The following is a 24,760-nucleotide window of genomic DNA, read 5'->3' as shown; positions in this document are numbered from 1 at the left end:
GCGCGCGGGGTCGCGGCCCGCGTCAGTAGGTGACGATGATGCGCCGGGCCGGTCCGTCCACGCGGATCACGCCCCCATAAGGGATGACGAGTTGGGGGTCGGTGTGGCCCAGATCCACATCGAAGACGACGAGCATGGTAGGCGCATACGTCTTCAGCACGCGCTCTACGGCCTCGCGCTGCTCCGCCGCGTAACGCGCCGCCTCCTCCGGACTGTTGGGCCGCTCGAAGGACCAGCTCTTGGGGCGGCCCATCAGCAGGGCGGAGAACCGCTGCAGCAGGCCACGCTCGCCGAAGTTGCGCAGGGTCCGGAAGACCTCCGCGGCGCTCGGCAGCTCCTCGGAGGTCTCCAGGAACAGGACGCCGCCGTCGTACTCCGTGAGGTCGTGCGAGACCTCGCGGTCGGCCATCAGCAGCCACCCGAGGATCTCCAGGTTTCCGCCCCAGCCATGCCCCTCGACGACCCGGTCGGCGTTCAGCCAGGTCCAGCCGGCGCCGGGCCGGGTCTGCGGTTCCGCGTCGAAGGTGGCGGGGTCGGCCCAGTCGCGGTTGACGTCGTTCCAGCGCTCGGCGGGCCGGAGTTCGTACTCGCCGGAGGTGAACAGCGCGGCCCTGAGGGACTCGGCGGTCTGCGGGTGCATGGCGCCGGGGCGGCCCAGCTCGCACATCACCGTCGGACCGTGGAAGCCGACGATCCCGGCGTTGCGCAGGTACGCGAGCAGGTTCGTGTTGTCGCTCATCCCGAAGAACGGCTTCGGGTTGGCCCGGATCAACTCCCGGTCCAGCAGCGGCAGCACTGTGATCTGGTCCTCGCCGCCGATCGACGCGATGACCGCCTTGACGTCCGGGTCGGCGAAGGCCGCGTGGATGTCGTCGGCGCGGTCCTGCGGCGACGTGCCCATCTTCCTGGTCGTCGGGTACTCGACCGGTACGAGGCCGTACTCCTCGCGCAGCCGCTGCAGGCCCAGTTCGTAGGGCCGCGGGTAGAGTTCCGCCAGCCCGGACGAGGGGGAGATGACGGCGATGCGGTCGCCGGGCGAGGGCTTGGGAGGATACGAGGGCATCGTCATGCCGGGAGAGTACGGCCCCTTGTCTCGACGCCGCACCGTGATAAACCGGGTCTGAGCAGCGGTCCCTTACCGACCGCCCACCCCGAACGGACCGGAGGAACCGTGCCCCGCACCCTGGCCAACGCCCCGATCATGATCCTCAACGGGCCCAACCTCAATCTGCTCGGCCAGCGTCAGCCGGAGATCTACGGCTCCGACACGCTCGCCGACGTCGAGGCCCTGTGCGCCAAGGCCGCGGCGGCGCACGGTGGGACGGTGGACTTCCGGCAGTCCAACCACGAGGGCGAGTTGGTGGACTGGATCCACGAGGCGCGGCTCAACCACTGCGGGATCGTCATCAACCCCGGCGCCTACTCGCACACGTCCGTCGCGATTCTGGACGCACTGAACACCTGCGACGGCATGCCGGTCCTCGAGGTCCACATCTCCAACATCCACAAGCGCGAGTCGTTCCGGCACCACTCGTACGTCTCCCTGCGTGCCGACGGCGTCATCGCGGGGTGCGGCGTGCAGGGATATGTCTTCGGCGTGGAGCGGGTGGCGGCGCTGGTGGGGGCCGCTCAGGCCGACGCCTAGCGTTTGAAAAAGCGACTGACGCCTTATGGGTATGGCCCCTCATAGGTGCTCAGGCCTGGGCCGCCGGCCGAGGGCGGGGTTCGGAAGACCGGCGGCCCATACCGCGCAGGAGCCGTCATCCTGTGCGGGGCTGCTTCCAGTTGACTGCGCAACGACGTGCCCCGGGAGCGCGCGCGGGTCACCGGCGCGTGCGAATGATTCACACGGGGCGCGCGCAAGGCGCTCGCGCGGGGCGCACGTACGAAGTTCGCGCCGGGCCCGGCGCGTTGGCCGGGACAGCGCTCACCACCCGCGCGCGTGCCACTCCGGCAGATGCGGGCGCTCGGCGCCCAGCGTGGTGTCATTGCCGTGCCCCGGGTAGACCCACGTCTCGTCCGGCAGGACGTCGAAGATCTTCGTCTCGACGTCATGGATCAGGCTGGCGAACGCCTTCGGATTCTTGCGCGTGTTGCCCACACCGCCCGGGAACAGGCAGTCCCCGGTGAAGACGTGCGGGTGGCCGTGCGGGTCGTCGTAGACCAGCGCGATCGACCCCGGCGTGTGCCCCACCAGATGGCGCGCGGTGAGCTCCACACGCCCCACCCGGATCACATCACCGTCGTCGACCAGGACATCGGTCGGCACCGGGATGCCGGGGGCGTCGTCCCGCCCGGCGTACGTACGCGCGCCCGTGGCCGCCACGACCTCGCCGAGCGCCTGCCAGTGGTCACCGTGCTGGTGTGTGGTGACGACGGACGCGATGCCGTCGTCGCCGATCATGCCGAGCAGCGTCTGCGCCTCGTTGGCGGCGTCGATCAGCAGCTGCTCGTCCGTGGCCCGGCAGCGCAGCAGATAAGCGTTGTTGTCCATCGGGCCGACCGCGATCTTGGTGATCATCAGGTCCTTCAGCTCGTGCACGTCCGCCGGTCCGCCGACCGTCACCTCACCGCTGTACGTCATGGCGGCAGCCTATAGTGGGGGAGCGGACCGGGCGGCGTCCACGTGCTACAGCGGGGGGAGCGTCGGCAGATCGCCGCCCTTCACGGTCAGCCCCGAGCCGTCCCGGCGGCCGGCGAGCCAGCCGAGGAGATCGGCGGCCGTCCCCTCCACCGCGAGCGGGCCGCCCGGCGCGCCGCCGCCCGTGGTCCAGGTGCGGCCGCCGTCGGCGACCAGAACGGTCGAGGGCACGTTCCGGTGTCCGCCGAAGCGCTCCGCGAGGAAGTCGATCTCCCGCTCGACGAACTCCGCCGGAAGATCCTCCAGCTCGTACCCGATCCCCAGGTCCACATGGTGCAGCTCGACCTCGACCCAGCGCCGGAACGGCACCCGGGACGCCGAGTCGGTGACCCCGTTGCGCAGCTCCACCGTGCGCGCCCAGTCCGCGGGCGCGGCCCCCGTCGCCCGGAAGCGGGCGTCGGTCTCGCGCAGATCGGCGAGCTGGACGTCGAGGGCGCGCGGGGCGTCCCGCTCGATGTCGGCGTCGCGGGCCTCCCCCGACTCGTACATCGGACGCCCCTCGAGGACGTTCACCAGCGCGTCCGCGTTGCGGGCGAGGTGAGCGAGGACGTGGCCACGGCTCCAGCCGGGCAGCCGTGACGGCTCGGCGGCGGACGCGTTGTCCAGTGCGGCGGCTGCGGTGAGGAGCCGTTCGGTCGCGTCGCGTACAGACGCCAGGTCACGCGCGTGATCAATCATGAGGCCGACCCTAACCCCGCCACTCCTTCGGGTGAAGGTGGTGGGCCAGCCCCGCAAATCGAATGTGCGTGCTATATGGTCGGGTGTGGCGTCGGGCATGCTGGATGGCCGGGGATTGTTTTACGGAACCGGGAATCCGACCGGCGTTGTCAGTGGCTCCCCCTAGTCTGAAGAACGACGGGGGCCCCGCCCCTGTCACTTCTCTCAAGAAAGGTGCGGACCGGCGTGGCCGACCGTCTCATCGTCCGTGGCGCGCGCGAGCACAATCTGAAGAATGTCTCGCTCGACCTGCCACGCGACTCGCTCATCGTCTTCACGGGCCTGTCGGGTTCGGGCAAGTCCTCGCTGGCGTTCGACACGATCTTCGCCGAGGGCCAGCGGCGGTACGTGGAGTCGCTCTCCTCGTACGCCCGCCAGTTCCTCGGCCAGATGGACAAGCCGGACGTCGACTTCATCGAGGGCCTCTCCCCGGCGGTCTCCATCGACCAGAAGTCGACCTCGCGCAACCCGCGCTCGACGGTCGGCACCATCACCGAGGTCTACGACTACCTGCGACTGCTCTTCGCGCGCATCGGCAAGCCACACTGCCCCGAGTGCGGCCGCCCCATCTCGCGCCAGTCGCCGCAGGCGATCGTCGACAAGGTCCTGGAGCTGCCGGAGGGAAGCCGCTTCCAGGTGCTCTCGCCGCTGGTGCGCGAGCGCAAGGGAGAGTTCGTCGACCTGTTCGCGGACCTCCAGACCAAGGGCTACAGCCGCGCCCGCGTGGACGGCGAGACCATCCAGCTCTCCGACCCGCCCACCCTGAAGAAGCAGGAGAAGCACACCATCGAGGTGGTCGTCGACCGCCTCACGGTGAAGGACTCCGCCAAGCGCCGGCTCACCGACTCCGTGGAGACCGCCCTCGGCCTGTCCGGCGGCATGGTCGTGCTCGACTTCGTCGATCTCCCCGCGGACGACCCCGAGCGCGAGCGCATGTACTCGGAGCACCTCTACTGTCCGTACGACGACCTGTCCTTCGAGGAGCTGGAACCGCGCTCCTTCTCCTTCAACTCTCCCTTCGGCGCCTGCCCCGAGTGCACCGGCATCGGCACGCGCATGGAGGTCGACCCGGAGCTGATCGTCCCGGACGAGGACAAGTCCCTCGACGAGGGCGCCATCCACCCCTGGTCGCACGGGCACACCAAGGACTACTTCGGCCGTCTGATCGGCGCCCTCGCGGACGCGCTGGGGTTCCGGACGGACATCCCCTTCGCCGGTCTGCCGCAGCGCGCCAAGAAGGCACTGCTCCACGGCCACAAGACGCAGATCGAGGTCCGCTACCGCAACAGGTACGGCCGCGAGCGCGTCTACACCACGCCGTTCGAGGGCGCCGTCCCCTTCGTCAAGCGCCGGCACAGCGAGGCCGAGAGCGACGCCAGCCGTGAGCGCTTCGAGGGCTATATGCGCGAGGTGCCCTGCCCCACCTGTCAGGGCACGCGCCTGAAGCCGATCGTCCTCGCGGTCACGATCATGGAGAAGTCGATCGCCGAGGTCTCCGCGATGTCCATCAGCGACTGCGCGGACTTCCTGGGCGAGCTGAAGCTCAACGCCCGCGACAAGAAGATCGCCGAGCGGGTGCTGAAGGAAGTCAACGAGCGGCTGCGGTTCCTGGTCGACGTCGGCCTGGACTACCTCTCGCTCAACCGCGCGGCCGGCACGCTCTCCGGCGGCGAGGCCCAGCGCATCCGCCTGGCCACGCAGATCGGCTCCGGCCTGGTCGGCGTCCTGTACGTCCTGGACGAGCCGTCCATCGGTCTGCACCAGCGTGACAACCACCGGCTGATCGAGACCCTGGTCCGGCTGCGCGACATGGGCAACACGCTCATCGTCGTCGAGCACGACGAGGACACCATCAAGGTCGCCGACTGGGTCGTCGATATCGGCCCCGGCGCGGGCGAGCACGGCGGCAAGGTCGTGCACAGCGGCTCGCTCAAGGAACTGCTGGCCAACGCCGAGTCGCAGACAGGTCAGTATCTGTCCGGCAAGAAGTCCATCCCGCTGCCCGACATCCGGCGCCCGCAGGACCCGTCCCGCCGGCTCACCGTGCACGGCGCCCGCGAGAACAACCTGCAGGACATCGACGTGTCCTTCCCGCTGGGCGTGTTCACGGCCGTCACCGGTGTGTCCGGTTCCGGCAAGTCGACGCTGGTCAACGACATCCTCTACACGCACCTGGCCCGCGAGCTGAACGGCGCGAGGAACGTCCCCGGCCGGCACACGCGCGTGGACGGCGACGACCTCGTCGACAAGGTCGTGCACGTCGACCAGTCGCCGATCGGCCGCACCCCGCGGTCCAACCCGGCGACGTACACCGGCGTCTTCGACCACGTCCGCAAGCTGTTCGCCGAGACGACCGAGGCGAAGGTCCGCGGCTACCTGCCCGGCCGCTTCTCCTTCAACGTCAAGGGCGGCCGCTGCGAGAACTGCGCGGGCGACGGCACGATCAAGATCGAGATGAACTTCCTCCCGGACGTCTACGTCCCGTGCGAGGTCTGCCACGGCGCCCGCTACAACCGGGAGACACTGGACGTCCACTACAAGGGCAAGTCCATCGCCGACGTCCTGAACATGCCGATCGAGGAGGCGACGGAGTTCTTCGAAGCCGTTCCCCCGATCGCCCGCCATCTCAACACACTCAAGGACGTCGGACTCGGCTACGTCCGCCTCGGACAGTCCGCGACCACCCTGTCCGGCGGTGAGGCGCAGCGCGTCAAGCTCGCCAGCGAACTGCAGAAGCGCTCCACCGGACGCACGGTCTACGTCCTGGACGAGCCGACCACCGGTCTGCACTTCGAGGACATCAGCAAGCTGCTGAAGGTCCTGTCCGGCCTGGTCGACAAGGGCAACACGGTCATCGTCATCGAGCACAACCTCGATGTGATCAAGACCGCCGACTGGGTCGTCGACATGGGCCCGGAGGGCGGCGCCGGCGGCGGTCTCGTCGTCGCCGAGGGAACGCCGGAGGAGGTCGCCGGGGTCCCGGCCAGCCACACCGGCAAGTTCCTGCGCGAGATCCTCGGCGCCGACCGCATCAGCGACGCGGCGTCGGTGCCGGCCCAGCGCAAGACGGCGGCCAGGAAGACGGTCGCCGCCAAGTCGACGGCGAAGAAGACGGCCACGGCCCGGACGACCAGGACCGCCAACAACACGGCGACCGAGAAGGCGGCCGCGGTCACGAAGAAGGCGGCACCCGCGAAGAAGACGACGCGGGCACGGAAGGCGTGAGCCGGGCAGCGGCCACGCTCTGACAAATCCTCAGAGAGCGGCGCCCCGCGGGAACTCCCCGCGGGGCGCCGCTCGTTCCACAGCGGCCACTTTGGCCCTGACGGTGTCGAACGTGCCGGTCTTGCAAGTGCCGCTAGAACTCCCCGAGCTCGGCGGCGAACGGCGGTTCCGCCCCCGCCCGTGAACAGGTCACCGCCGCCGCACGCGCCGCGAACCGCAGCAGCCGCGCCCAGCCGTCGGCGCCAAGGCCGGCCAGCGCCTCGGCGGAGAGGGCGTCCTGCACAGCCAGGCCGTGCAGCAGGGCCGCGTTCACCGTGTCGCCTGCGCCGATCGTGTCGACGACCTCGACCTTCTCGCCCGGCACGGAGTGCTCCGCGCCGTCCCGGGTGAAGACGGTGAGACCGTCGCCGCCCCGGGTGATCACCACGGCCGCGGGGCCGGCGCCCAGCCACTCGCGCGGAGTGCCGCCCAGCCACTGGGCGTCCTCCTCGGAGACCTTCAGCAGCGCCACCGACGGCAGCCAGCTCCTGAACCGCGCCCGGTAGGCATCCGCGTCCGGGATCAGACCCGCCCGGATGTTCGGGTCGAGCGCCGTGAAGAGTCCCTGCCCGGCCGCGGTCCGCATCAGCCGCTCGTAGGCGCTCGCCCCGGGCTCCAGGACGAGCGAGCAGGTCCCGAACGACACCGCGCGTGCCGTGGCCGGGAGCTCGGCGGGCGCCGTGAACAGGCGGTCGGCGGTGCCTTCGACATAGAAGGAGTAGGCGGCCGACCCGTGCCCGTCGATCGTGGCGACCGCGAGCGTGGTCGGCTCCGTGCCGCGCTGCACCCCCGAGACGTCCACGCCGGCCCGGCGCAGCCCGTCGAGCAGGGCCTCGCCGAAGGCGTCGTACGAGGTGCGGGAGCAGAAGGCCGTGGGGGAGCCGAGACGGCCGAGGGCCACGGCCGTGTTGTAGGGCCCGCCGCCGAGTGCCGGCTTCAGGCCCGCCAGGGCACCCGCGCCCTGCGGTACGAGGTCGATCAGTGCCTCACCGGCGACGACGATCACGAGTCGCTTCCTTTCCTGGACTGGTCGGCGGCCCGCTCGGGCCGCTCCGGGCAGCCGCACGACGTGCGGTGGACGAAGGTGCAGGGCAGCCGCACGGTCCGGGCGGGCCGGTCCGGCGCGGCGAGGCGGTTGAGCAGTACCCGGACGGCCTGCGCGCCGATCTCCTTGCTGGGCTGGGCGACCGCGGTGAGCCGGGGCGAGAACAGATCCGCCCAGGCGAAGTCGTCGAAGCAGCACAGGGCGATGTCGTCGGGCACGCTCAGACCGCGTTCGCGCAGGGCGCGCAGGGTGCCGATGGTCATCGCGTTGTTGGCGGTGATCAGCGCCGTCGGCGGGTCGGCGAGGGAGAGCAGGTCCATGGCGGCCCGCTCGGCACCCGCCGACTCGGAGTTGCCGGGGGCCACGAGTCGTTCGTCGTGGGCCAGCCCGGCAGCGGTGAGGCCCTGCCGGTAGCCGGTGATCCGCTCGACGGTGGTGCTGAGCCCGGGCATTCCCGCGACCAGGCCGATCCGGCGGTGGCCCCGTCCGGCGAGGTGGGTGACGAGCCCGGCCATCGGGTCGGTGTTCTCCGCACAGACCTGGTCGAAGCGCAGGGTGTCGTCGGTGTGCGCGTCGATCACGCGGTCCAGGAACACGGTCGGCACGGCGTGGCGGCCCAGATAGGCGATGAGCTCCCGAGGGTCGGCGGAGGGGGCGACGATCATGCCGTCCACGCGTCGCTCGTGGAGCAGCTGGACGACCTTGCGTTCGTGACCGGGGTCGTCGTGCGGGTCGGCGATAAGCAGGCTGTAGCCCTCTTCCAGGGCGCCGGCCTCGACGCCCTGGAGGATCTCCGTGAAGTAGGGGTTGCTGATCGCCGAGACCGCGAGCCCGATGGAGCGGGTACGGGAGGTCACCAGGGAGCGGGCGAGCGTGTTGGGCGTGTAGCCGAGCTCGTCGATCGCGTCCAGCACCGCCCGACGGGTGTGGGGCAGCACCGGACGCGTGCCGTTCAGCACGTGGGAGACGGTCGCCACGGAGACTCCGGCGCTCCGTGCGACGTCGGCCATGGTGGGCATCGTGTTCCCTCCTGGGCCCGCGGTGGGCCTTCTGGCGGGGAAGGTATCCCATCCGGCGCCGCGCGTAAACGCTTGCGTAAACGTTTACGTCACTTCACTAGGTCCCCTTCACGTCCCTGTGTCCCCTTCACGCCCACTTCGACCCACTCCGGCCCGGGATTACCGCCCCAGGTATCGTCGGCCTGCACCACCCGCCCCCGAACAGTGGAGACCCCTGATGTCCGCCCGACCCCCAGCGAGCCGCCGTACCGTCCTTCGAGGAGCCGCCGCCACTCCGCTCGCCGGCCTCGGCCTCGCCGCGTGCTCGGGGGCAGGGGGCGGTGTCACCACGGACGCGAGGCCGACCGCGCCCGTCGAGCTCGGCGCCGAGGGCGAGGTCGCCAAGGGGAGCGCGAAGCTGTACCGGGACCACAACGTGGTGGTCAGCCGGGACGGGGACGGCACGCTGAAGGCGTACAGCACGATCTGCACGCACGCGGGATGCGCCATCAACAAGCTTCAGGGGACGACGCTGATCTGCCCGTGCCACGGGAGCGAGTTCGACGCCGTGACCGGAAAGGTGGTGCAGGCTCCGGCCACGGAGCCCTTGGACGAGCTGCCGGTCAAGGCCACGAACGGCAAGATCATCGCGGGGCCCGGCGCCTGATCACCGGATGACCCGGGGCCTGATCACCGGATGAGCGGGGAGGCGTTCACTCCCAGTCCCAGCCGATCCCCACGATGCCCGGCCGTACCCGTGGCTCCACCAGGTGCACCGAGCGGTGCGGCCCGCTCAGGGGCAGCTCCTGGCGGCCGCTGCGCGGAGCAGCCGCCGAATGCTGGGCGAACCGGTGGCAGCGCACCGGCAGCGCGTTCGTGTCGAACCGCACCTGGAGCGCGTACTGGCCGCCGGGATAGCCGAAACCGCGCAGGTACTCGCGTGAGAGCCCGGCCGTGCCGTCCTCGACGGCGTACCGGAACAGGAAGGTGTCGCCGGACCGCAGCCGGGTGCCGAAGAGCAGCTCGGTGACGAGCACGCCGGTGTCCCGGTCCAGGCGGACGCGTCCCGTGCGGCAGTTCTCCAGGGCGTGCACCGCCATGCGCTCCGGCGCGCAGCCCGGGTCGCCGTGGTGGACGGCCACGAAGCGGTCGACGCCGTCCCGGTGGGCCCGCATGATGTGGTGTGACTCGCGGCCCGCCAGCTCCCGGCGGGCGCCGATCCGTACCCGCTCGTGGTGCCCGAGGGTGTGCAGCCCGCCGTCGAGGGACCAGCCCAGCTCGGCCATGAGCCGGTCCAGGACGTCCGAGGCCTCGATCATCGAGCGGTACGACCGGGCCGCCGGGCGCTGCCCGGGCGAGCGGCCGTCCGCCTCGGCCAGCAGCCGGATCAGCGACTCGTCGGGCAGTTGCAGGATCTCCTCCAGCGCCCGTACGGCCCGCAGCGACTCGGGGCGCTGGGGGCGGCGGGCGCCCTGCTGCCAGTAACTCAGGCTCGTCACACCCACCTTGACCCCGTACCGCGACAGATGGTGCTGCACCCGCTGGAGCGGCAGCCCGCGGGCGGCGATCGCGGCGCGCAGCGCGACATGGAAGGGGCCGCCCCGTAGGGCCGTGTCCAGTTCCGCGGTGCCGACGTCCGCGTGCTCAATGGCGTGCCGCATGCGCAGGGGCCTTTCTGTGAAGGTTCACTACGGCTGGTCAGACCGTTCGCGCGGGTCTCCGGGGCCACCCCGTCGGCGCCGGGGCGTCTGCACATCCGTACGCCGCATCCGGACGCCGTCGTTCACGGCCCCGAGTTCCCCCGCATTGAAGCGTGTTGACCAAGCCCCGACAACACCTCCTGTCCAACCGCGCCGCCCACCTGGCCGAGCCGCGACCCCGCCGTGCGTGGGACTTGCCCGCGGTCGGGGCACCGACGACGCCCTTACGCTCGGTGAGCGGCACCCTGGCCGCGGCTGACGGGGCCGCGGGCGGCGGACGCCGCACGGGCCGGTGACCGCCGGCCTGGGGCGGCGCGCCGTTGTCCACAATCCCGTCTTTGTCCACAACCTCGCCGTTGTCCACAGCCCCGCCGGAGTGTCACCCCACGCCAGTAGGGTGTGAGACATGGCCGACCCCTCCAGCTACCGCCCCAAGCCGGGAGAGATCCCGGACTCTCCCGGGGTGTACAAATTCCGCGACGAGCACCGCCGGGTGATCTACGTCGGAAAGGCGAAGAGCCTGCGCCAGCGCCTGGCGAACTACTTCCAGGACCTGGCCGGCCTGCACCCGCGCACCCGGACGATGGTCACCACGGCCGCGTCGGTGGAGTGGACCGTCGTGTCCACGGAGGTCGAGGCGCTGCAGCTGGAGTACTCCTGGATCAAGGAGTTCGACCCCCGGTTCAACGTCAAGTACCGCGACGACAAGAGCTACCCGTACCTCGCGGTGACGATGAACGAGGAGTTCCCGCGGGTGCAGGTGATGCGCGGTCACAAGAAGAAGGGCGTGAGGTACTTCGGGCCGTACGGGCACGCCTGGGCCATTCGTGACACGGTCGATCTGCTGCTGCGGGTGTTCCCCGTGCGCACCTGCTCGGCCGGCGTCTTCAAGAACGCCGCCCGCACCGGACGCCCCTGCCTGCTCGGCTACATCGGCAAGTGCTCGGCGCCCTGTGTGGGCCGGATCCCCGCCGAGGAACACCGAGAACTGGCGGAGGAGTTCTGCGACTTCATGGCCGGCCGGACGGGCACGTACGTCCGCCGCCTGGAGAAGCGGATGACGGAGGCGGCCGAGGAGATGGAGTACGAGCGGGCCGCCCGCCTGCGTGACGACATCGAGGCCCTGAAGAAGGCCATGGAGAAGAACGCGGTCGTGCTCGCGGACGCGACCGACGCCGACCTGATCGCCGTCGCCGAGGACGAGCTGGAGGCGGCCGTCCAGATCTTCCATGTGCGCGGCGGGCGCGTGCGCGGCCAGCGCGGCTGGGTGACCGACAAGGTCGAGGAGGTCACCGCCGCCGCCCTCGTCGAGCACGCCCTCCAGCAGCTCTACGGCGAGGAGACCGGGGACGCCGTCCCCAAGGAGGTCCTCGTCCCGGCGCTGCCCGACCCGGTCGAGCCCGTCCAGGACTGGCTGACCGGACGCCGCGGCTCGAATGTCTCGCTGCGCATCCCGCAGCGCGGCGACAAGCGGGCCCTGATGGAGACGGTCGAGCGCAACGCCCTGCAGGCGCTCGCCCTGCACAAGACCAAGCGCGCCTCCGACCTCACCACGCGCTCGCGGGCCCTGGAGGAGATCGCGGACGCGCTCGACCTGGACAGCGCCCCCCTCAGGATCGAGTGCTACGACATCTCGCACCTCCAGGGCGACGACGTGGTGGCCTCCATGGTCGTCTTCGAGGACGGCCTGCAGCGCAAGAGCGAGTACCGCCGCTTCCAGATCAAGGGCTTCGAGGGCCAGGACGACGTGCGCTCCATGCACGAGGTGATCACCCGCCGCTTCCGGCGCTACCTCGCGGAGAAGGAGCGGACAGGCGAGTGGGTGGAGGACGACGCGGGGACCGACGGTCTGCCCGGCAACGGCCTCAAGGACGACGACGGCCGTCCCAAGAAGTTCGCCTACCCGCCCCAGCTCGTCGTCGTGGACGGCGGTCAGCCGCAGGTCGCGGCCGCCAAGCGGGCCCTGGACGAGCTGGGTATCGACGACATCGCCGTCTGCGGCCTCGCCAAGCGCCTGGAGGAGGTCTGGCTGCCGGCCGACGACGACCCGGTCGTCCTGCCCCGCACCAGCGAGGGCCTGTATCTGCTCCAGCGCGTCCGCGACGAGGCGCACCGCTTCGCGATCACCTATCAGCGGACCAAACGCGCCAAGCGCTTCCGCGCGGGTCCCCTGGACGAGGTGCCGGGCCTCGGCGACACCCGCAAACAGGCGCTGATCAAGCACTTCGGTTCGGTGAAGAAGCTGCGGTCGGCCACAATCGAGCAGATCCAGGAGGTGCCCGGCATAGGCCGGAAGACGGCCGAGATCATTGCCGCGGCCCTGGCCGGGGCGGCTCCGGCCGCGCCCGCCGTGAACACGGCGACCGGAGAGATCATTGATGACGAGGAACCCGAAGCGACGGCGGGTGCCTCGGGGGATCCCGTGACCGCGGGAGCCCCGGACGAACGACGGGGGCAGGAGACATGACCGAGCACGAAGCACAGCCCGCAGCGGAGCGAGATCGGGCGCACACGGAAACGGGCGAGGAACAGCCGCAGCAGGCGGCCCAGGACGTCGCCGGGGAAAACGGAGCACAGGTGAGTACGGACAGCACGGCGGCAGGGGTCCCCGAGGCGGCCATCCCCGAGCTGGTGATCATCTCCGGCATGTCCGGAGCGGGCCGGTCGACGGCCGCCAAGTGTCTGGAGGACCTCGGCTGGTTCGTCGTCGACAACCTCCCGCCCGCGCTCATCCCCACCATGGTGGAGCTCGGAGCGCGCTCCCAGGGCAACGTGGCGCGGATCGCGGTCGTCGTCGACGTGCGCGGCCGCCGCTTCTTCGACAACCTGCGCCAGTCCCTCGCCGACCTCGACACCAAGGGTGTCACCCGGCGCATCGTCTTCCTGGAGTCCTCCGACGAGGCCCTGGTGCGCCGCTTCGAGTCCGTCCGCCGTCCGCACCCGCTGCAGGGCGACGGCCGTATCGTCGACGGCATCGCCGCCGAGCGCGAGCTGCTGCGCGAGCTGCGCGGTGACGCCGACCTGGTGATCGACACCTCCAGCCTCAACGTGCACGAGCTGCGCGCCAAGATGGACGCCCAGTTCGCCGGCGACGAGGAGCCCGAGCTGCGGGCCACCGTGATGTCGTTCGGCTTCAAGTACGGCCTCCCGGTCGATGCCGACCTGGTCGCGGACATGCGGTTCCTGCCCAACCCGCACTGGGTCCCGGAGCTGCGCCCGTACACCGGCCTCAACGAGGAGGTCGCCGCGTACGTCTTCAACCAGCCCGGCGCCAAGGAGTTCCTGGACCGGTACGCCGAGCTGCTGCGGCTGATCGCCGCCGGCTACCGCCGCGAGGGCAAGCGCTACGTGACCATCGCCATCGGCTGCACCGGCGGCAAGCACCGCTCCGTCGCCATGTCCGAGAAGCTCGCCGCGCGCCTCGCGGCCGAGGGCGTGGAGACGGTGGTCGTGCACCGGGACATGGGACGGGAATGACAGCACGTACTCCGCGGCTGAGCAGGCTGCGCCGGATGGTCCCCGAGGCTCGCGCGGGCCGCCCCGCCGAGGCCCGTGGCGGCCGGCCGCGCCGCCGCGGCGCCCAGCCCAAGGTGGTCGCCCTCGGTGGCGGCATGGGCCTGTCCGCCTCGCTCGCCGCGCTGCGCCGGATCACCGGCGACCTCACCGCCGTCGTCACCGTGGCCGACGACGGCGGCTCCAGCGGACGCCTGCGCGACGAGCTGGGCGTGCTTCCCCCGGGCGATCTGCGCAAGGCCCTGGCCGCGCTGTGCGGCGACGACGACTGGGGCCAGACCTGGGCGCGGGTCATCCAGCACCGCTTCACCTCCCAGGGCGATCTGCACGACCACGCGGTCGGCAACCTGTTGATCGTGGCGCTCTGGGAGCAGCTCGGCGATCATGTCCAGGCCCTCGACCTGGTCGGGAAGCTGCTCGGCGCGCATGGACGTGTGCTGCCCATGTCCGCCGTGCCGCTGGAGCTCCAGGCCCTGGTGAAGGGGCATGATCCGGACCGGCCGGAGGACGTGGACACCGTGCGCGGCCAGGCGACCGTCGCCCTCACGCCCGGCGAGGTGCAGTCCGTGCACCTGGTGCCGCACGACCCGCCCGCCGTGCCCGAGGCCGTCGAGGCGGTCCTGGACGCGGACTGGGTGGTGCTGGGCCCCGGTTCCTGGTTCTCCTCGGTCATCCCGCACCTGCTGGTGCCCGAGCTGCTGGACGCCCTCACGGAGACCAAGGCGCGCCGGGTACTCTCACTGAACCTCGCCCCGCAGCCCGGAGAAACCGAAGGTTTCTCCCCGCAGCGTCATTTGGAGGTTTTGGGGCGACACGCCCCTAAACTCGCCCTGGACGTGGTGCTGGCAGACGAGGCCGCCGTGCCCGATCGCGACTCGCTCACCGAGGCCGCCGAGCGGCTCGGAGCCGCGGTCGAGCTGGCGCCGGTGGCCCGGACCGACGGTTCTCCGCGGCACGACCCGGAGCTGTTGGCCGCCGCGTACGACCGTATTTTTCGGATGCATGGAAGGATCGGCCCATGGCGATGACGGCAGCGGTGAAGGACGAGATCTCCCGGCTCCCCGTCACCCGGACCTGCTGCAGAAAGGCGGAGGTCTCCGCCATCCTGCGGTTCGCCGGCGGCCTTCACCTGGTGAGCGGGCGCATCGTGATCGAGGCGGAGCTGGACACCGCGATGGCGGCCCGGCGCCTCAAGCGGGACATCCTGGAGATCTTCGGCCACAGCTCCGAGCTGATCGTGATGGCGCCCGGCGGACTGCGCCGCGGCTCGCGGTACGTCGTGCGCGTGGTCGCGGGCGGCGACCAGCTGGCCCGGCAGACGGGGCTGGTCGACGGCCGCGGGCGCCCGATCCGGGGCCTGCCCCCGCAGGTGGTCTCGGGGGCCACCTGTGACGCGGAGGCGGCCTGGCGCGGGGCGTTCCTGGCGCACGGCTCGCTGACCGAGCCCGGCCGCTCCTCCTCCCTGGAGGTGACCTGCCCGGGCCCGGAGGCCGCGCTCGCCCTGGTCGGCGCCGCACGCCGGCTGTCGATCGCCGCGAAGGCCCGCGAGGTCCGGGGCGTGGACCGGGTCGTCGTCCGCGACGGTGACGCGATCGGTGCCCTGCTGACCCGCCTCGGCGCGCACGAGTCCGTGCTGGCCTGGGAGGAGCGCCGGATGCGCCGCGAAGTCCGGGCCACGGCCAACCGGCTCGCCAACTTCGACGACGCCAACCTGCGCCGCTCCGCGCGCGCGGCCGTCGCCGCAGGTGCCCGTGTCCAGCGTGCCCTGGAGATCCTCGGCGACGAGGTCCCCGAGCACCTCGCGGCCGCCGGGCGGCTGCGCATGGAGCACAAGCAGGCCTCCCTGGAGGAGCTGGGCGCGCTCGCCGACCCGCCGCTCACCAAGGACGCCGTCGCGGGCCGTATCCGCCGGCTGCTGGCGATGGCCGACAAGCGCGCCTCCGACCTGGGCATCCCGGGGACCGAGGCGAACCTCTCCGAGGAGCTGGCCGACAACCTGGCCGGGTGAGTGAAGGACCGTCAACTTGCCGGTGCCGGCGCCCGTTCGGGTGCCGGCACCGGCGTTTGCGTGGCTATGAGGCGCCCTTGACTCGATCATGAAGTGTCATGAGCCTGGCATGTGTTCGCTGCTGTGGCGGACCAGGCTAGGGGGGTTCATGAGACGTAGAGCGAGATCGATCCTCGCTGTCGGCGCACTCCTGTTCGGCGTCGCCGGCCTCGCACCCATCGCCCAGGCACAGAGCGGAAGTTCCGGCAGGGCGGCCGCGGACGACGGCGCCGAGATCAAGGTCTTCCGCGCCGAAGTCACTCAGAAGCAGATACCTCTGCTGCTCCAGGCCGGCCAGGACGGTCATGAACTCGGCGAGCAGGTGACCGCAAGCGGCCGGACCGCCGTGGAGGTCTATCTCACCGACAAGCAGGCCGAGAAGCTCGAGAAGCAGGGTGTCGCCCTCACCGAGCACACCCTGTCGGCCAAGGCCGAGGCGCGCGTCGAGGACGCGTCCCAAGGCGTGTTCCGCCCCTACAGCGGCAGCGGCGGACTCAAGGAAGAGATCGTCAGGACCGGCCAGGCCAACCCCGGTCTCACCAAGGTCGAGTCCATCGGCAGGACCATCAACGGCCAGGACATCCTCGCGCTCAAACTGACCAAGAACGCGAAGAAGTCGAAGGACGGCTCGAAGCCCTCCGTGCTGTATGTGTCCAACCAGCACGCGCGCGAGTGGATCACGCCGGAGATGACCCGGCGTCTGATGCACTACTACCTGGACAAGTACAAGACGGACAAGCGGATCAAGAAGATCGTCGACTCGACCGAGCTGTGGTTCGTCCTCTCGGCCAACCCCGACGGCTACGACTACACCTTCCGGAACTCCGACACCCGCCTGTGGCGCAAGAACCTGCGGGACGTCAACGGCGACGGCGTCATCTCCGCCGGCGACGGCGTCGACCTCAACCGCAACTTCGCCTACAAGTGGGGCTACGACGACGAGGGTTCGTCCCCCAACCCGACCAGCCAGACCTACCGCGGCGCGAGCCCCGGGTCCGAGCCCGAGACGCGGGCGCTGGACCGCTTCGAGAAGCGCGTCGGCTTCACCTATGGCATCAACTACCACTCCGCCGCCGAGCTCCTCCTCTACGGCGTCGGCTGGCAGGTGGCCACCCCGACCCCGGACGACGTCCTCTACAAGGCGCTCGCCGGCACCCCCGACCACTCCGCGGTCCCGGGCTACCACCCGCAGGTCTCCTCGGAGCTGTACACCACCAACGGCGAGGCGGACGGTCACGCGTCCAACGTCAACGGCATGGCGATGTTCACCCCCGAGATGTCGACCTGCCAGACGGCGTCGAACCTCGACCCGAACGACGCCTGGAAGGCCTCCGACTGCCAGTCGGTCTTCAACTTCCCCGACGACGAGAAGCTGATCCAGCAGGAGTTCCAGAAGAACGTCCCGTTCGCGCTCTCCGTCGCCGAGACCGCCGCCCACCCCGACCAGCCGGTCTCCTCGGTCGGCCTGAGCGCCGCCGACTTCACCCCGGCGACGTTCTCCACGTCGTACGCGCGCGGCGCCGACCAGCAGGTCTCGGTCGTCGTACGGAAGTCGGTGCGCGACAAGGAGCTCAAGTACCGCGTCAACGGCGGCCGTACGCAGGACCAGGCGCTCCGGCCCTGGAAGGGCGGCGAGACCTACGGGGGCGAGGACAACCTCTACTTCGACGAGTACCGGGCCAAGGTCAAGGACGGCAAACCGGGCGACAAGGTCGAGGTGTGGTTCACCGGCCGGGCCAGGGGCGGCAAGAAGGTCGCCGGCTCGCACTTCACCTACACGGTCGCCGAGCGGCCCAAGGCGGACACCCTCGTGGTCGCCGAGGAGGGCGTGGCCGCCACACAGGCCCAGAAGTACGTGGACGCGCTGAAGGCGAACGGCCGCAAGGCGATCGTCTGGGACGTCGCCACGCAGGGCGCGCCCGACGCGCTCGCCGTGCTCAAGTACTTCAGGACCGTCGTCCACTACTCGGGTGCGACCGGTCCCGGCAACGCCACCCAGCTCCAGCTGCGCGCCTACCTGAACGAGGGCGGCAAGCTGATCGAGGCCGGCGAACTGGCCGGCGGCAGCGTGAAACTCGCCGACGGCACCCCGTCGGACGACTTCAGCCAGTACTACCTGGGCGCCTACTCGCGCACGTCGACCCCCGGAGCCACCGGCTTCACCGGCTCCGGCAACCTCGACGGCTACACCGGCGCCCTCGGCGACGCTCCCGGCAACGCCCTCGACAAGGCCGGCACCTACGGCGTCACCTCCGACGAGCTGTCGGTGGCCAAGTACCCGCAGTTCGCCAGCGCGGGGGCGGGTCAGTTCGCCGGAACCGTCAACCCGTACGGGCCGTACGCGGGCTCCTCCATGGTCGCCGCGGTCCACACCGACGACGCCTACAAGCGCCTCACCCGCACCATCGACCTCACCGGCGTCGGCGCCTCCGACAAGCCGACCCTGAGCACCCGGCTGCTGTGGGACACCGAGCCCGGCTACGACCACGCCGTGGTCGAGGCGCACACCGTCGGCGCGGACGACTGGACGACCCTCCCGGAGACGGGCGGCGCCACCAGCACCGCCGTCCCGGCGGAGTGCGGGGCCGGATTCCTGATCGGCGAGCACCCGTGGCTCAAGCACTATCTGACGCTCGCGGACAACGCCTGCACGGCGACCGGGACCACCGGCTCCTGGAACAGCCTCACCGGCAGTTCCAGCGGCTGGCAGCAGGTCGGCTTCGACCTCAGCGCCTACGCAGGCAAGTCCGTCCAGGTCTCCATCAGCTACATCACCGACCCCGGCACCGGTGGGCACGGCGTCCTCGCCGACGAGGCCTCGCTGGTGGTCGGCGGCACGGCGAAGGAGACCGAGGGCTTCGAGTCGTCGCTGGGCCCCTGGAGCGTGGCCGGACCGCCCGTCGGCAGCCCGGCGGTCCTGAAGGACTGGAGCCGCACCGGAGCCCTGTTCAAGACGTACGGAGCGGTCACCACGAAGGACACCGTGCTGCTGGGCTTCGGCCTGGAGCAGGTCCCCGCGGCGGCCGACCGGACGGCACTGGTCAAGAAGGCGCTGGCGTCACTCGACAAGTGAGCCGACCCGCTCACGAACGAGTGACAACACCGCCGCGAGGCACCGTCATTTCCTGACATGGCGGGGCGATCAACCCCCCGAAGAATGGCGGTCCGTACCCCTACTGACGGGTACGGACCGCCCTGCCGTGTATGAGGCATCTGGATGTCACCTCGGGAGCCTCAGGGAGGTAGGGTCGGGGGTGGTCGGGGACATCCCAAATACAGCTCGCCGGCATCGCATGGCCGGCGTACCAACGAGGAGATCGGTTCGTGACGATCCGCGTAGGCATCAACGGCTTCGGTCGTATCGGTCGCAACTACTTCCGCGCGCTGCTGGAGCAGGGCGCAGACATCGAGATCGTGGCTGTCAACGACCTGGGTGACACCGCGACCACCGCCCACCTGCTGAAGTACGACACCATCCTGGGTCGTCTGAAGCAGGAGGTGTCCCACACCGCCGACACCATCACCGTCGACGGCCACACCATCAAGGTGCTGTCCGAGCGCAACCCCGCCGACATCCCGTGGGGCGAGCTCGGCGTCGACATCGTCATCGAGTCCACCGGCATCTTCACCAAGAAGGAAGACGCCGCGAAGCACATCGCCGGCGGCGCCAAGAAGGTCCTCATCTCGGCTCCGGCCAAGGACGAGGACATCACCATCGTCATGGGCGTCAACCAGGACAAGTACGACCCGGCGAACCACCACGTCATCTCCAACGCCTCCTGCACCACCAACTGTGTGGCGCCGATGGCGAAGGTCCTCGACGAGAACTTCGGCATCGTCAAGGGTCTGATGACCACGGTGCACGCGTACACGAACGACCAGCGCATCCTGGACTTCCCGCACAAGGACCTGCGCCGCGCCCGTGCCGCCGCCGAGAACATCATCCCGACCACGACGGGCGCCGCCAAGGCCACCGCCCTGGTGCTCCCGCAGCTCAAGGGCAAGCTGGACGGCATCGCCATGCGCGTCCCGGTCCCGACCGGCTCGGTCACCGACCTCGTCGTCGAGCTCGGCCGTGAGGTCACCAAGGAAGAGGTCAACGCCGCCTTCCAGAAGGCCGCCGAGGGCGAGCTCAAGGGCCTCCTCGACTACACCGAGGACCAGATCGTCTCCTCCGACATCGTCAACGCCCCGGCGTCCTGCACGTTCGACTCCTCCCTGACCATGGTCCAGGAGGGCAAGAACGTGAAGATCATCGGCTGGTACGACAACGAGTGGGGCTACTCCAACCGCCTCGTCGACCTGACGGTCTTCGTCGGCAACCAGCTCTGATCGGCAGAGCAGGCACCTGATGTGACAGCAGGGCTCGGGCAGCGCACCGTCGCGCTGCCCGAGCCCTGACGCACGTGCGGATCGACCCTCTATGTACGGTCGATCAGCCCTCGTACGATCAAGAGCCCTCCTCAGGAGTCCCCTCATGAAGACCATCGACGAACTTCTCGCGGAAGGCGTGGCCGGCAAGCGGGTCTTCGTCCGCGCCGACCTCAATGTGCCGCTCGCCGACGGCGTGATCACCGACGACGGCCGTATCCGCGCCGTCCTGCCCACCGTCAAGGCTCTCGCCGACGCGGACGCCAAGGTGGTCGTCGCCTCGCACCTGGGCCGTCCCAAGGGCGCCCCGGACCCGGCCTTCTCGCTGCTGCCCGCCGCCGAGCGGCTCGGTGAACTCCTCGGTGCCCCGGTCGCGTTCGCCGAGGACACCGTCGGCCCCGCCGCCCACGACGCCGTGAACGGTCTGCAGCCCGGCCAGGTCGCGGTCATCGAGAACCTGCGCTTCAACGCCGGCGAGACCTCCAAGGACGACACCGAGCGCGGCGAGTTCGCCGACCAGCTGGCGGCCCTCGCGGACGTCTACGTGGGTGACGGCTTCGGCGCCGTGCACCGGGGGCACGCCTCCGTGTACGACCTCCCGGCCCGACTGCCGCACTACGCCGGCTACCTCATCGCCACCGAGGTCGGCGTCCTCAAGAAGCTCACCGAAGACGTCAAGCGGCCCTACGTCGTCGCGCTCGGCGGCGCCAAGGTCTCCGACAAGCTCGCCGTCATCGACGAGCTGCTCGGCAAGGCCGACCGCCTCCTCATCGGCGGCGGCATGGCCTACACCTTCCTCAAGGCCAAGGGCTACGAGGTCGGCATCTCCCTCCTCCAGGAGGACCAGGTCCCGACCGTCACCGAGTACATGGAGCGCGCGGAGAAGCAGGGCGTCGAGCTGCTGCTCCCCGTGGACGTCGTGGTCGCCCGGGAGTTCCCGGACCTGAAGGCCAAGGCTCCGACCGAGAACGCCGTGGTCGACGCGGACAAGATCCCCGCCGACCAGCAGGGCCTGGACATCGGCCCGAAGACCCGCGAGCTGTACGCCGCGAAGCTCGCCGACGCCGAGACCGTCTTCTGGAACGGTCCCATGGGCGTCTTCGAGCACCCCGACTACGCCGAGGGCACCAAGGCGGTCGCCCAGGCCCTCGTCGGATCGAAGGGCTTCACCGTCGTCGGCGGCGGCGACTCGGCCGCGGCCGTGCGTACGCTCGGCTTCGACGAGAAGGCATTCGGCCACATCTCGACCGGTGGCGGCGCCTCCCTCGAATACCTCGAGGGCAAGACGCTCCCCGGCCTCGCCGCACTGGAGGACTGACCTACATGAGCACGCGCACGCCGCTGATGGCGGGCAACTGGAAGATGAACCTCAACCACCTCGAGGCCATCGCGCACGTCCAGAAGCTCGCCTTCGCCCTGGCCGACAAGGACTACGAGGCCGTCGAGGTCGCCGTCCTGCCGCCCTTCACCGACCTGCGCTCCGTGCAGACCCTGGTCGACGGCGACAAGCTCAAGATCAAGTACGGCGCCCAGGACATCTCGGCGCACGACTCCGGCGCCTACACCGGCGAGATCTCGGGCCCGATGCTGGCCAAGCTGAAGTGCTCCTACGTGGCCATCGGCCACTCCGAGCGCCGTCAGTACCACAACGAGACCGACGAGGTCGTGAACACCAAGGTCAAGGCCGCCTACAAGCACGGTCTGACCCCGATCATGTGCGTCGGCGAAGAGCTGGAGGTCCGCGAGGCGGGCAACCACGTCTCCCACACCCTCGCCCAGGTCGAGGGGGGTCTGAAGGACCTCCCGGCCGAGCAGGCCGAGACCATTGTGATCGCCTACGAGCCCGTCTGGGCCATCGGCACCGGCAAGGTCTGCGGCGCCGAGGACGCCCAGGAGGTCTGTGCCGCCATCCGGGCCAAGATCGCCGAGCTGTACACGCAGGAGCTGGCCGACAAGGTGCGCATCCAGTACGGCGGCTCCGTCAAGGGCGGAAACGTGGCCGAGATCATGGCTCAGGCCGACATCGACGGCGCCCTGGTCGGCGGGGCCTCGCTGGACGCGGACGAGTTCGTCAAGATCGTGCGCTTCCGCGACCAGTGACGCGACCTGTGAGTATGCGGTAACGACGATTCGTCGTACCCTTGCGGGGGCTGGTAGGTGTCTGCCGGCCCCCGCAGTCCATCCGAATCCGAGGAAGTTGGTCCAGCCGTGGTTTTGGGGTTCTCGATCGCCCTGATCGTCTTCAGCCTGCTGATGATGCTGCTGGTGCTGATGCACAAGGGGAAGGGCGGCGGCCTCTCCGACATGTTCGGTGGCGGCATGCAGTCGTCCGTCGGCGGCTCCTCGGTCGCCGAGCGTAACCTCGACCGGATCACCATTGTGGTCGGTCTGCTGTGGTTCGCGTGCATCGTCGTCCTCGGTCTGCTGATGAAGTCGGGCAGCTGAGCGCGGACGAGCAGCTGATCAGCTTCTCACGAACACGCACATTCCGTACGTAAGGCCCCATGTTCGGTACGCGCTCCTGAGCGCGGCCTATCATGGGGCTTGCGTCTAGGTATGGGGCCTTGTAACTCCAATCACTGGACGCGCGTTGGGCCTTACGTAGACTGAGGCGCTCGCAACGAAGCGAAACGCCGACTCGCTTCGCGGCACCATCACGCAGGGAGTTACACCGTGGCAAGTGGCAACGCGATCCGAGGAAGCCGGGTCGGGGCGGGGCCGATGGGCGAGGCCGAGCGCGGCGAGTCCGCGCCGCGTCTGCGCATCTCCTTCTGGTGCTCCAACGGGCACGAGACGCAGCCCAGCTTCGCCAGCGACGCGCAGGTTCCCGAAACCTGGGACTGCCCGCGCTGTGGCTTCCCGGCCGGTCAGGACCGGGACAACCCGCCGGACCCGCCGCGCACCGAGCCGTACAAGACGCACCTCGCGTATGTGCGGGAGCGGCGCAGCGACGCGGACGGTGAGGCGATCCTCGCCGAGGCGCTCGCCAAATTGCGCGGAGAGATCTAGAAGTCATGACCGGCCGGGTGCCCACGGGCGCCTGGCCGGAGCCGTTTCGGCAGCAGCGGCCGCCGACCGATTGTCAGTGGCGCCTCTTACGGTTGTGCATGGGTGAACCGTGAGGGGGAGACGTGACGACGGTCGAGGCGGCGGGCAGGACCGCGCCCGCGTGGCGCGGGGGATTCGGACGGCTGTGGACCGCCGCCGTGGTCTCCCGCTTCGGGGACGCCTTACGCACGTCCGCGCTGCCCCTGCTCGCCGTGCGGATCACTGACAGGCCCCTGGCCATCGCCTCGGTCACCGCCTGCGGCTATGTGCCCTGGCTGCTGTTCGGGCTGCTCGGCGGGGCCGTGGCGATGGGGGTACCTCCCTGCTCGAGCGAAGCCGAGAGCTTGGGGGAGGGTGGACCAGCGGCGGGCGATGTGGGCCGTGGACACGGTGCGGGGCGTCCTCGTCGGCGGTTTCGCCCTCGCCGTGGGCCTGGGCCACGCCTCGGTTCCCCTGTTGATCGCCCTCGCCTTCACGCTGACCACCCTCCAGACGCTCTTCGACAACGCTTCCACGGCCCTACTGCCGTCCCTGGTCGACCGCGAGGCCCTGGGCGGGACCAACGCCCGGCTGATGACCGGTCAGCAACTCGCCGGTGGCCTGCTGGCGGGCCCGTTCGTGCCGCTGCTGCTGACGGCTGGGGTGTGCATGCCGTTCGTGGCCGACGCGGGCACCTATCTGGTGGCCGCGGCCCTGGTGGCCGCCCTGCGGATACGGCCGCCGCAGCGGGAGCCGCGCCCGGCGGGCAGCACCCTGCGCGCGGAGATCGCCGCCGGCCTGCGCGAACTGTGGCGTGACCGGGTGCTGCGGGCCATCTGCCTGGCCACGCTGCTGTGCAACATCGGCATGGGCGCCCTGATCGCCACCCTGGTGCTGCACGTCACCCGCTGGCTGCACGGGGGCGACGGCGCCTACGCCGCCGCCATGACGGCGTACGCGGCCGGGAGCCTGGTCGGCGGTCTCGTCGCCCAGCGCATCGCGCGCCGCACCGGGTGGGCCATGGCCCTGCTGGTGGCCGGGGCCGTCCAGACGGCGTCCCTGCTTCTCATCGGCTCGGTACGGCACCTGACCGCCCTGCTCGTCGGCATGCTGCTGCTCGGCGCGATGAACATGGTGTGGAACGTCAACCAGGTCACGCTGATGCAGCAACGCAGCCCCGCGTCCATGGTGGGCCGCGTCTCCTCGGCCTTCCGCACCGCCTCCACCTCCGGAGCCCCCTCGGCGCGTTCCTCGGCGGAGCCGTGGCCGGACCGTACGGGCTGAACGCACCGGCCCTGCTGGCCGCGGTTCTCTTCGCCCTGGCGGTCACCTCGTTGATACCGGCACGCAAGCCGGACGTACCTGTTGTTGCCCCGGAGGACGGCGCCACAACAGCTCACGTGACCCGCTGATCAACTAGGTTGGGACCGGCAGCGG

The 24,760-nt window shown here is 70.3% G+C and carries 19 protein-coding genes and 1 pseudogene; 14 read left to right on the top strand and 6 right to left on the bottom strand.

Features of this window, described 5'->3' with window-relative positions; genetic code table 11:
• Positions 1-22: 22 nt before the first annotated feature.
• Positions 23-1,069 carry a S66 family peptidase gene (locus Q8A52_RS18320; RefSeq protein WP_316753465.1) on the bottom strand — a complete coding sequence of 349 codons (1,047 nt, stop codon included), beginning with the start codon at positions 1,067-1,069 and terminating at the stop codon, positions 23-25.
• 102 nt (positions 1,070-1,171) lie between these two features.
• Between Q8A52_RS18320 and aroQ the strand changes: the two genes are divergently transcribed.
• Positions 1,172-1,645 carry a type II 3-dehydroquinate dehydratase gene (gene aroQ / locus Q8A52_RS18315; RefSeq protein ID WP_316753463.1) on the top strand — a complete coding sequence of 158 codons (474 nt, stop codon included), beginning with the start codon at positions 1,172-1,174 and terminating at the stop codon, positions 1,643-1,645.
• Positions 1,646-1,927: 282 nt separating this feature from the next.
• On the opposite strand, the gene Q8A52_RS18310 is transcribed toward aroQ, so the two are convergent.
• Complete coding sequence (locus Q8A52_RS18310) at positions 1,928-2,584, bottom strand: MBL fold metallo-hydrolase (RefSeq protein ID WP_316753461.1); 657 nt, start codon at positions 2,582-2,584, stop codon at positions 1,928-1,930.
• A 45-nt stretch (positions 2,585-2,629) separates the two neighbouring features.
• Positions 2,630-3,319, bottom strand: a complete 690-nt coding sequence (locus Q8A52_RS18305; protein ID WP_316753460.1) for a maleylpyruvate isomerase family mycothiol-dependent enzyme — start codon at positions 3,317-3,319, stop codon at positions 2,630-2,632.
• Between the two features lie 225 nt (positions 3,320-3,544).
• On the opposite strand from Q8A52_RS18305, the gene uvrA reads away from it, so the two are divergent.
• Positions 3,545-6,583 (top strand): excinuclease ABC subunit UvrA, encoded by a 3,039-nt coding sequence (gene uvrA / locus Q8A52_RS18300; protein ID WP_316753458.1) that lies wholly within the window; start codon positions 3,545-3,547, stop codon positions 6,581-6,583.
• 133 nt (positions 6,584-6,716) lie between these two features.
• Here uvrA and Q8A52_RS18295 read toward each other — a convergent pair whose 3' ends face one another.
• Both Q8A52_RS18295 and Q8A52_RS18290 read right to left on the bottom strand, forming a co-directional pair.
• Positions 6,717-7,628: a carbohydrate kinase family protein gene (locus tag Q8A52_RS18295; RefSeq protein ID WP_316753457.1), complete on the bottom strand. Its 912-nt coding sequence runs from the start codon at positions 7,626-7,628 to the stop codon at positions 6,717-6,719.
• Complete coding sequence (locus Q8A52_RS18290) at positions 7,625-8,686, bottom strand: LacI family DNA-binding transcriptional regulator (RefSeq protein WP_316753455.1); 1,062 nt, start codon at positions 8,684-8,686, stop codon at positions 7,625-7,627. Before Q8A52_RS18290 ends, Q8A52_RS18295 begins: the two co-directional genes overlap by 4 nt.
• A gap of 217 nt (positions 8,687-8,903) precedes the next feature.
• Here Q8A52_RS18290 and Q8A52_RS18285 point away from each other — a divergent pair, with 217 nt between their 5' ends.
• Positions 8,904-9,332, top strand: a complete 429-nt coding sequence (locus tag Q8A52_RS18285) for a QcrA and Rieske domain-containing protein (protein ID WP_316753453.1) — start codon at positions 8,904-8,906, stop codon at positions 9,330-9,332.
• A 46-nt stretch (positions 9,333-9,378) separates the two neighbouring features.
• On the opposite strand, the gene Q8A52_RS18280 is transcribed toward Q8A52_RS18285, so the two are convergent.
• Positions 9,379-10,326, bottom strand: a complete 948-nt coding sequence (locus Q8A52_RS18280; protein WP_316753451.1) for a hypothetical protein — start codon at positions 10,324-10,326, stop codon at positions 9,379-9,381.
• Positions 10,327-10,771: 445 nt separating this feature from the next.
• Between Q8A52_RS18280 and uvrC the strand changes: the two genes are divergently transcribed.
• From uvrC to Q8A52_RS18225, 11 genes and pseudogenes are all read left to right on the top strand, one after another.
• Positions 10,772-12,832, top strand: coding sequence for an excinuclease ABC subunit UvrC (uvrC, locus tag Q8A52_RS18275; RefSeq protein WP_316753449.1), 2,061 nt, complete (start codon positions 10,772-10,774; stop codon positions 12,830-12,832).
• Positions 12,829-13,842, top strand: coding sequence for an RNase adapter RapZ (rapZ, locus tag Q8A52_RS18270; protein ID WP_316753447.1), 1,014 nt, complete (start codon positions 12,829-12,831; stop codon positions 13,840-13,842). The genes uvrC and rapZ overlap by 4 nt, the downstream gene beginning before the upstream one ends.
• Positions 13,839-14,906: a gluconeogenesis factor YvcK family protein gene (locus tag Q8A52_RS18265; RefSeq protein WP_316753444.1), complete on the top strand. Its 1,068-nt coding sequence runs from the start codon at positions 13,839-13,841 to the stop codon at positions 14,904-14,906. The genes rapZ and Q8A52_RS18265 overlap by 4 nt, the downstream gene beginning before the upstream one ends.
• Complete coding sequence (gene whiA / locus Q8A52_RS18260) at positions 14,897-15,886, top strand: DNA-binding protein WhiA (protein ID WP_030642347.1); 990 nt, start codon at positions 14,897-14,899, stop codon at positions 15,884-15,886. The genes Q8A52_RS18265 and whiA overlap by 10 nt, the downstream gene beginning before the upstream one ends.
• Positions 15,887-16,034: 148 nt before the next feature.
• Complete coding sequence (locus tag Q8A52_RS18255; RefSeq protein ID WP_316753439.1) at positions 16,035-18,998, top strand: M14 family metallopeptidase; 2,964 nt, start codon at positions 16,035-16,037, stop codon at positions 18,996-18,998.
• Between the two features lie 251 nt (positions 18,999-19,249).
• Positions 19,250-20,257, top strand: a complete 1,008-nt coding sequence (gap, locus tag Q8A52_RS18250) for a type I glyceraldehyde-3-phosphate dehydrogenase (protein ID WP_316753437.1) — start codon at positions 19,250-19,252, stop codon at positions 20,255-20,257.
• A 145-nt stretch (positions 20,258-20,402) separates the two neighbouring features.
• The gene (locus Q8A52_RS18245; RefSeq protein WP_316753435.1) at positions 20,403-21,614 is read left to right on the top strand and encodes a phosphoglycerate kinase; all 1,212 of its coding nucleotides are present in this window, start codon (positions 20,403-20,405) and stop codon (positions 21,612-21,614) included.
• A gap of 5 nt (positions 21,615-21,619) precedes the next feature.
• Positions 21,620-22,396, top strand: coding sequence for a triose-phosphate isomerase (tpiA, locus tag Q8A52_RS18240; RefSeq protein WP_316753433.1), 777 nt, complete (start codon positions 21,620-21,622; stop codon positions 22,394-22,396).
• Positions 22,397-22,504: 108 nt separating this feature from the next.
• Entirely contained in the window at positions 22,505-22,741 is a 237-nt protein-coding gene (gene secG, locus Q8A52_RS18235; protein ID WP_316753431.1) for a preprotein translocase subunit SecG, read from the top strand.
• Positions 22,742-23,017: 276 nt separating this feature from the next.
• The gene (locus Q8A52_RS18230) at positions 23,018-23,305 is read left to right on the top strand and encodes an RNA polymerase-binding protein RbpA (RefSeq protein WP_007448238.1); all 288 of its coding nucleotides are present in this window, start codon (positions 23,018-23,020) and stop codon (positions 23,303-23,305) included.
• A 122-nt stretch (positions 23,306-23,427) separates the two neighbouring features.
• A pseudogene (locus Q8A52_RS18225) lies at positions 23,428-24,735 on the top strand (MFS transporter).
• The last annotated feature ends 25 nt before the right edge of the window (positions 24,736-24,760 follow it).

The organism is Streptomyces herbicida (assembly GCF_032656585.1).
GTDB lineage: Bacteria > Actinomycetota > Actinomycetes > Streptomycetales > Streptomycetaceae > Streptomyces > Streptomyces herbicida.
This window is presented reverse-complemented; position numbering and strand designations above follow the sequence as displayed.

What these genes read in the sequence shown, in the direction of transcription:
- Q8A52_RS18320 (WP_316753465.1), bottom strand. Translation starts at nt 1,069, where the DNA reads ATGACGATGCCCTCGTATCCTCCCAAGCCCTCGCCCGGCGACCGCATC.
- Q8A52_RS18310 (WP_316753461.1), bottom strand. Translation starts at nt 2,584, where the DNA reads ATGACGTACAGCGGTGAGGTGACGGTCGGCGGACCGGCGGACGTGCAC.
- Q8A52_RS18305 (WP_316753460.1), bottom strand. Translation starts at nt 3,319, where the DNA reads ATGATTGATCACGCGCGTGACCTGGCGTCTGTACGCGACGCGACCGAA.
- Q8A52_RS18290 (WP_316753455.1), bottom strand. Translation starts at nt 8,686, where the DNA reads ATGCCCACCATGGCCGACGTCGCACGGAGCGCCGGAGTCTCCGTGGCG.
- Q8A52_RS18285 (WP_316753453.1), top strand. Translation starts at nt 8,904, where the DNA reads ATGTCCGCCCGACCCCCAGCGAGCCGCCGTACCGTCCTTCGAGGAGCC.
- Q8A52_RS18280 (WP_316753451.1), bottom strand. Translation starts at nt 10,326, where the DNA reads ATGCGGCACGCCATTGAGCACGCGGACGTCGGCACCGCGGAACTGGAC.
- uvrC (WP_316753449.1), top strand. Translation starts at nt 10,772, where the DNA reads ATGGCCGACCCCTCCAGCTACCGCCCCAAGCCGGGAGAGATCCCGGAC.
- rapZ (WP_316753447.1), top strand. Translation starts at nt 12,829, where the DNA reads ATGACCGAGCACGAAGCACAGCCCGCAGCGGAGCGAGATCGGGCGCAC.
- Q8A52_RS18265 (WP_316753444.1), top strand. Translation starts at nt 13,839, where the DNA reads ATGACAGCACGTACTCCGCGGCTGAGCAGGCTGCGCCGGATGGTCCCC.
- whiA (WP_030642347.1), top strand. Translation starts at nt 14,897, where the DNA reads ATGGCGATGACGGCAGCGGTGAAGGACGAGATCTCCCGGCTCCCCGTC.
- Q8A52_RS18255 (WP_316753439.1), top strand. Translation starts at nt 16,035, where the DNA reads ATGAGACGTAGAGCGAGATCGATCCTCGCTGTCGGCGCACTCCTGTTC.
- Q8A52_RS18245 (WP_316753435.1), top strand. Translation starts at nt 20,403, where the DNA reads ATGAAGACCATCGACGAACTTCTCGCGGAAGGCGTGGCCGGCAAGCGG.
- tpiA (WP_316753433.1), top strand. Translation starts at nt 21,620, where the DNA reads ATGAGCACGCGCACGCCGCTGATGGCGGGCAACTGGAAGATGAACCTC.
- Q8A52_RS18230 (WP_007448238.1), top strand. Translation starts at nt 23,018, where the DNA reads ATGGGCGAGGCCGAGCGCGGCGAGTCCGCGCCGCGTCTGCGCATCTCC.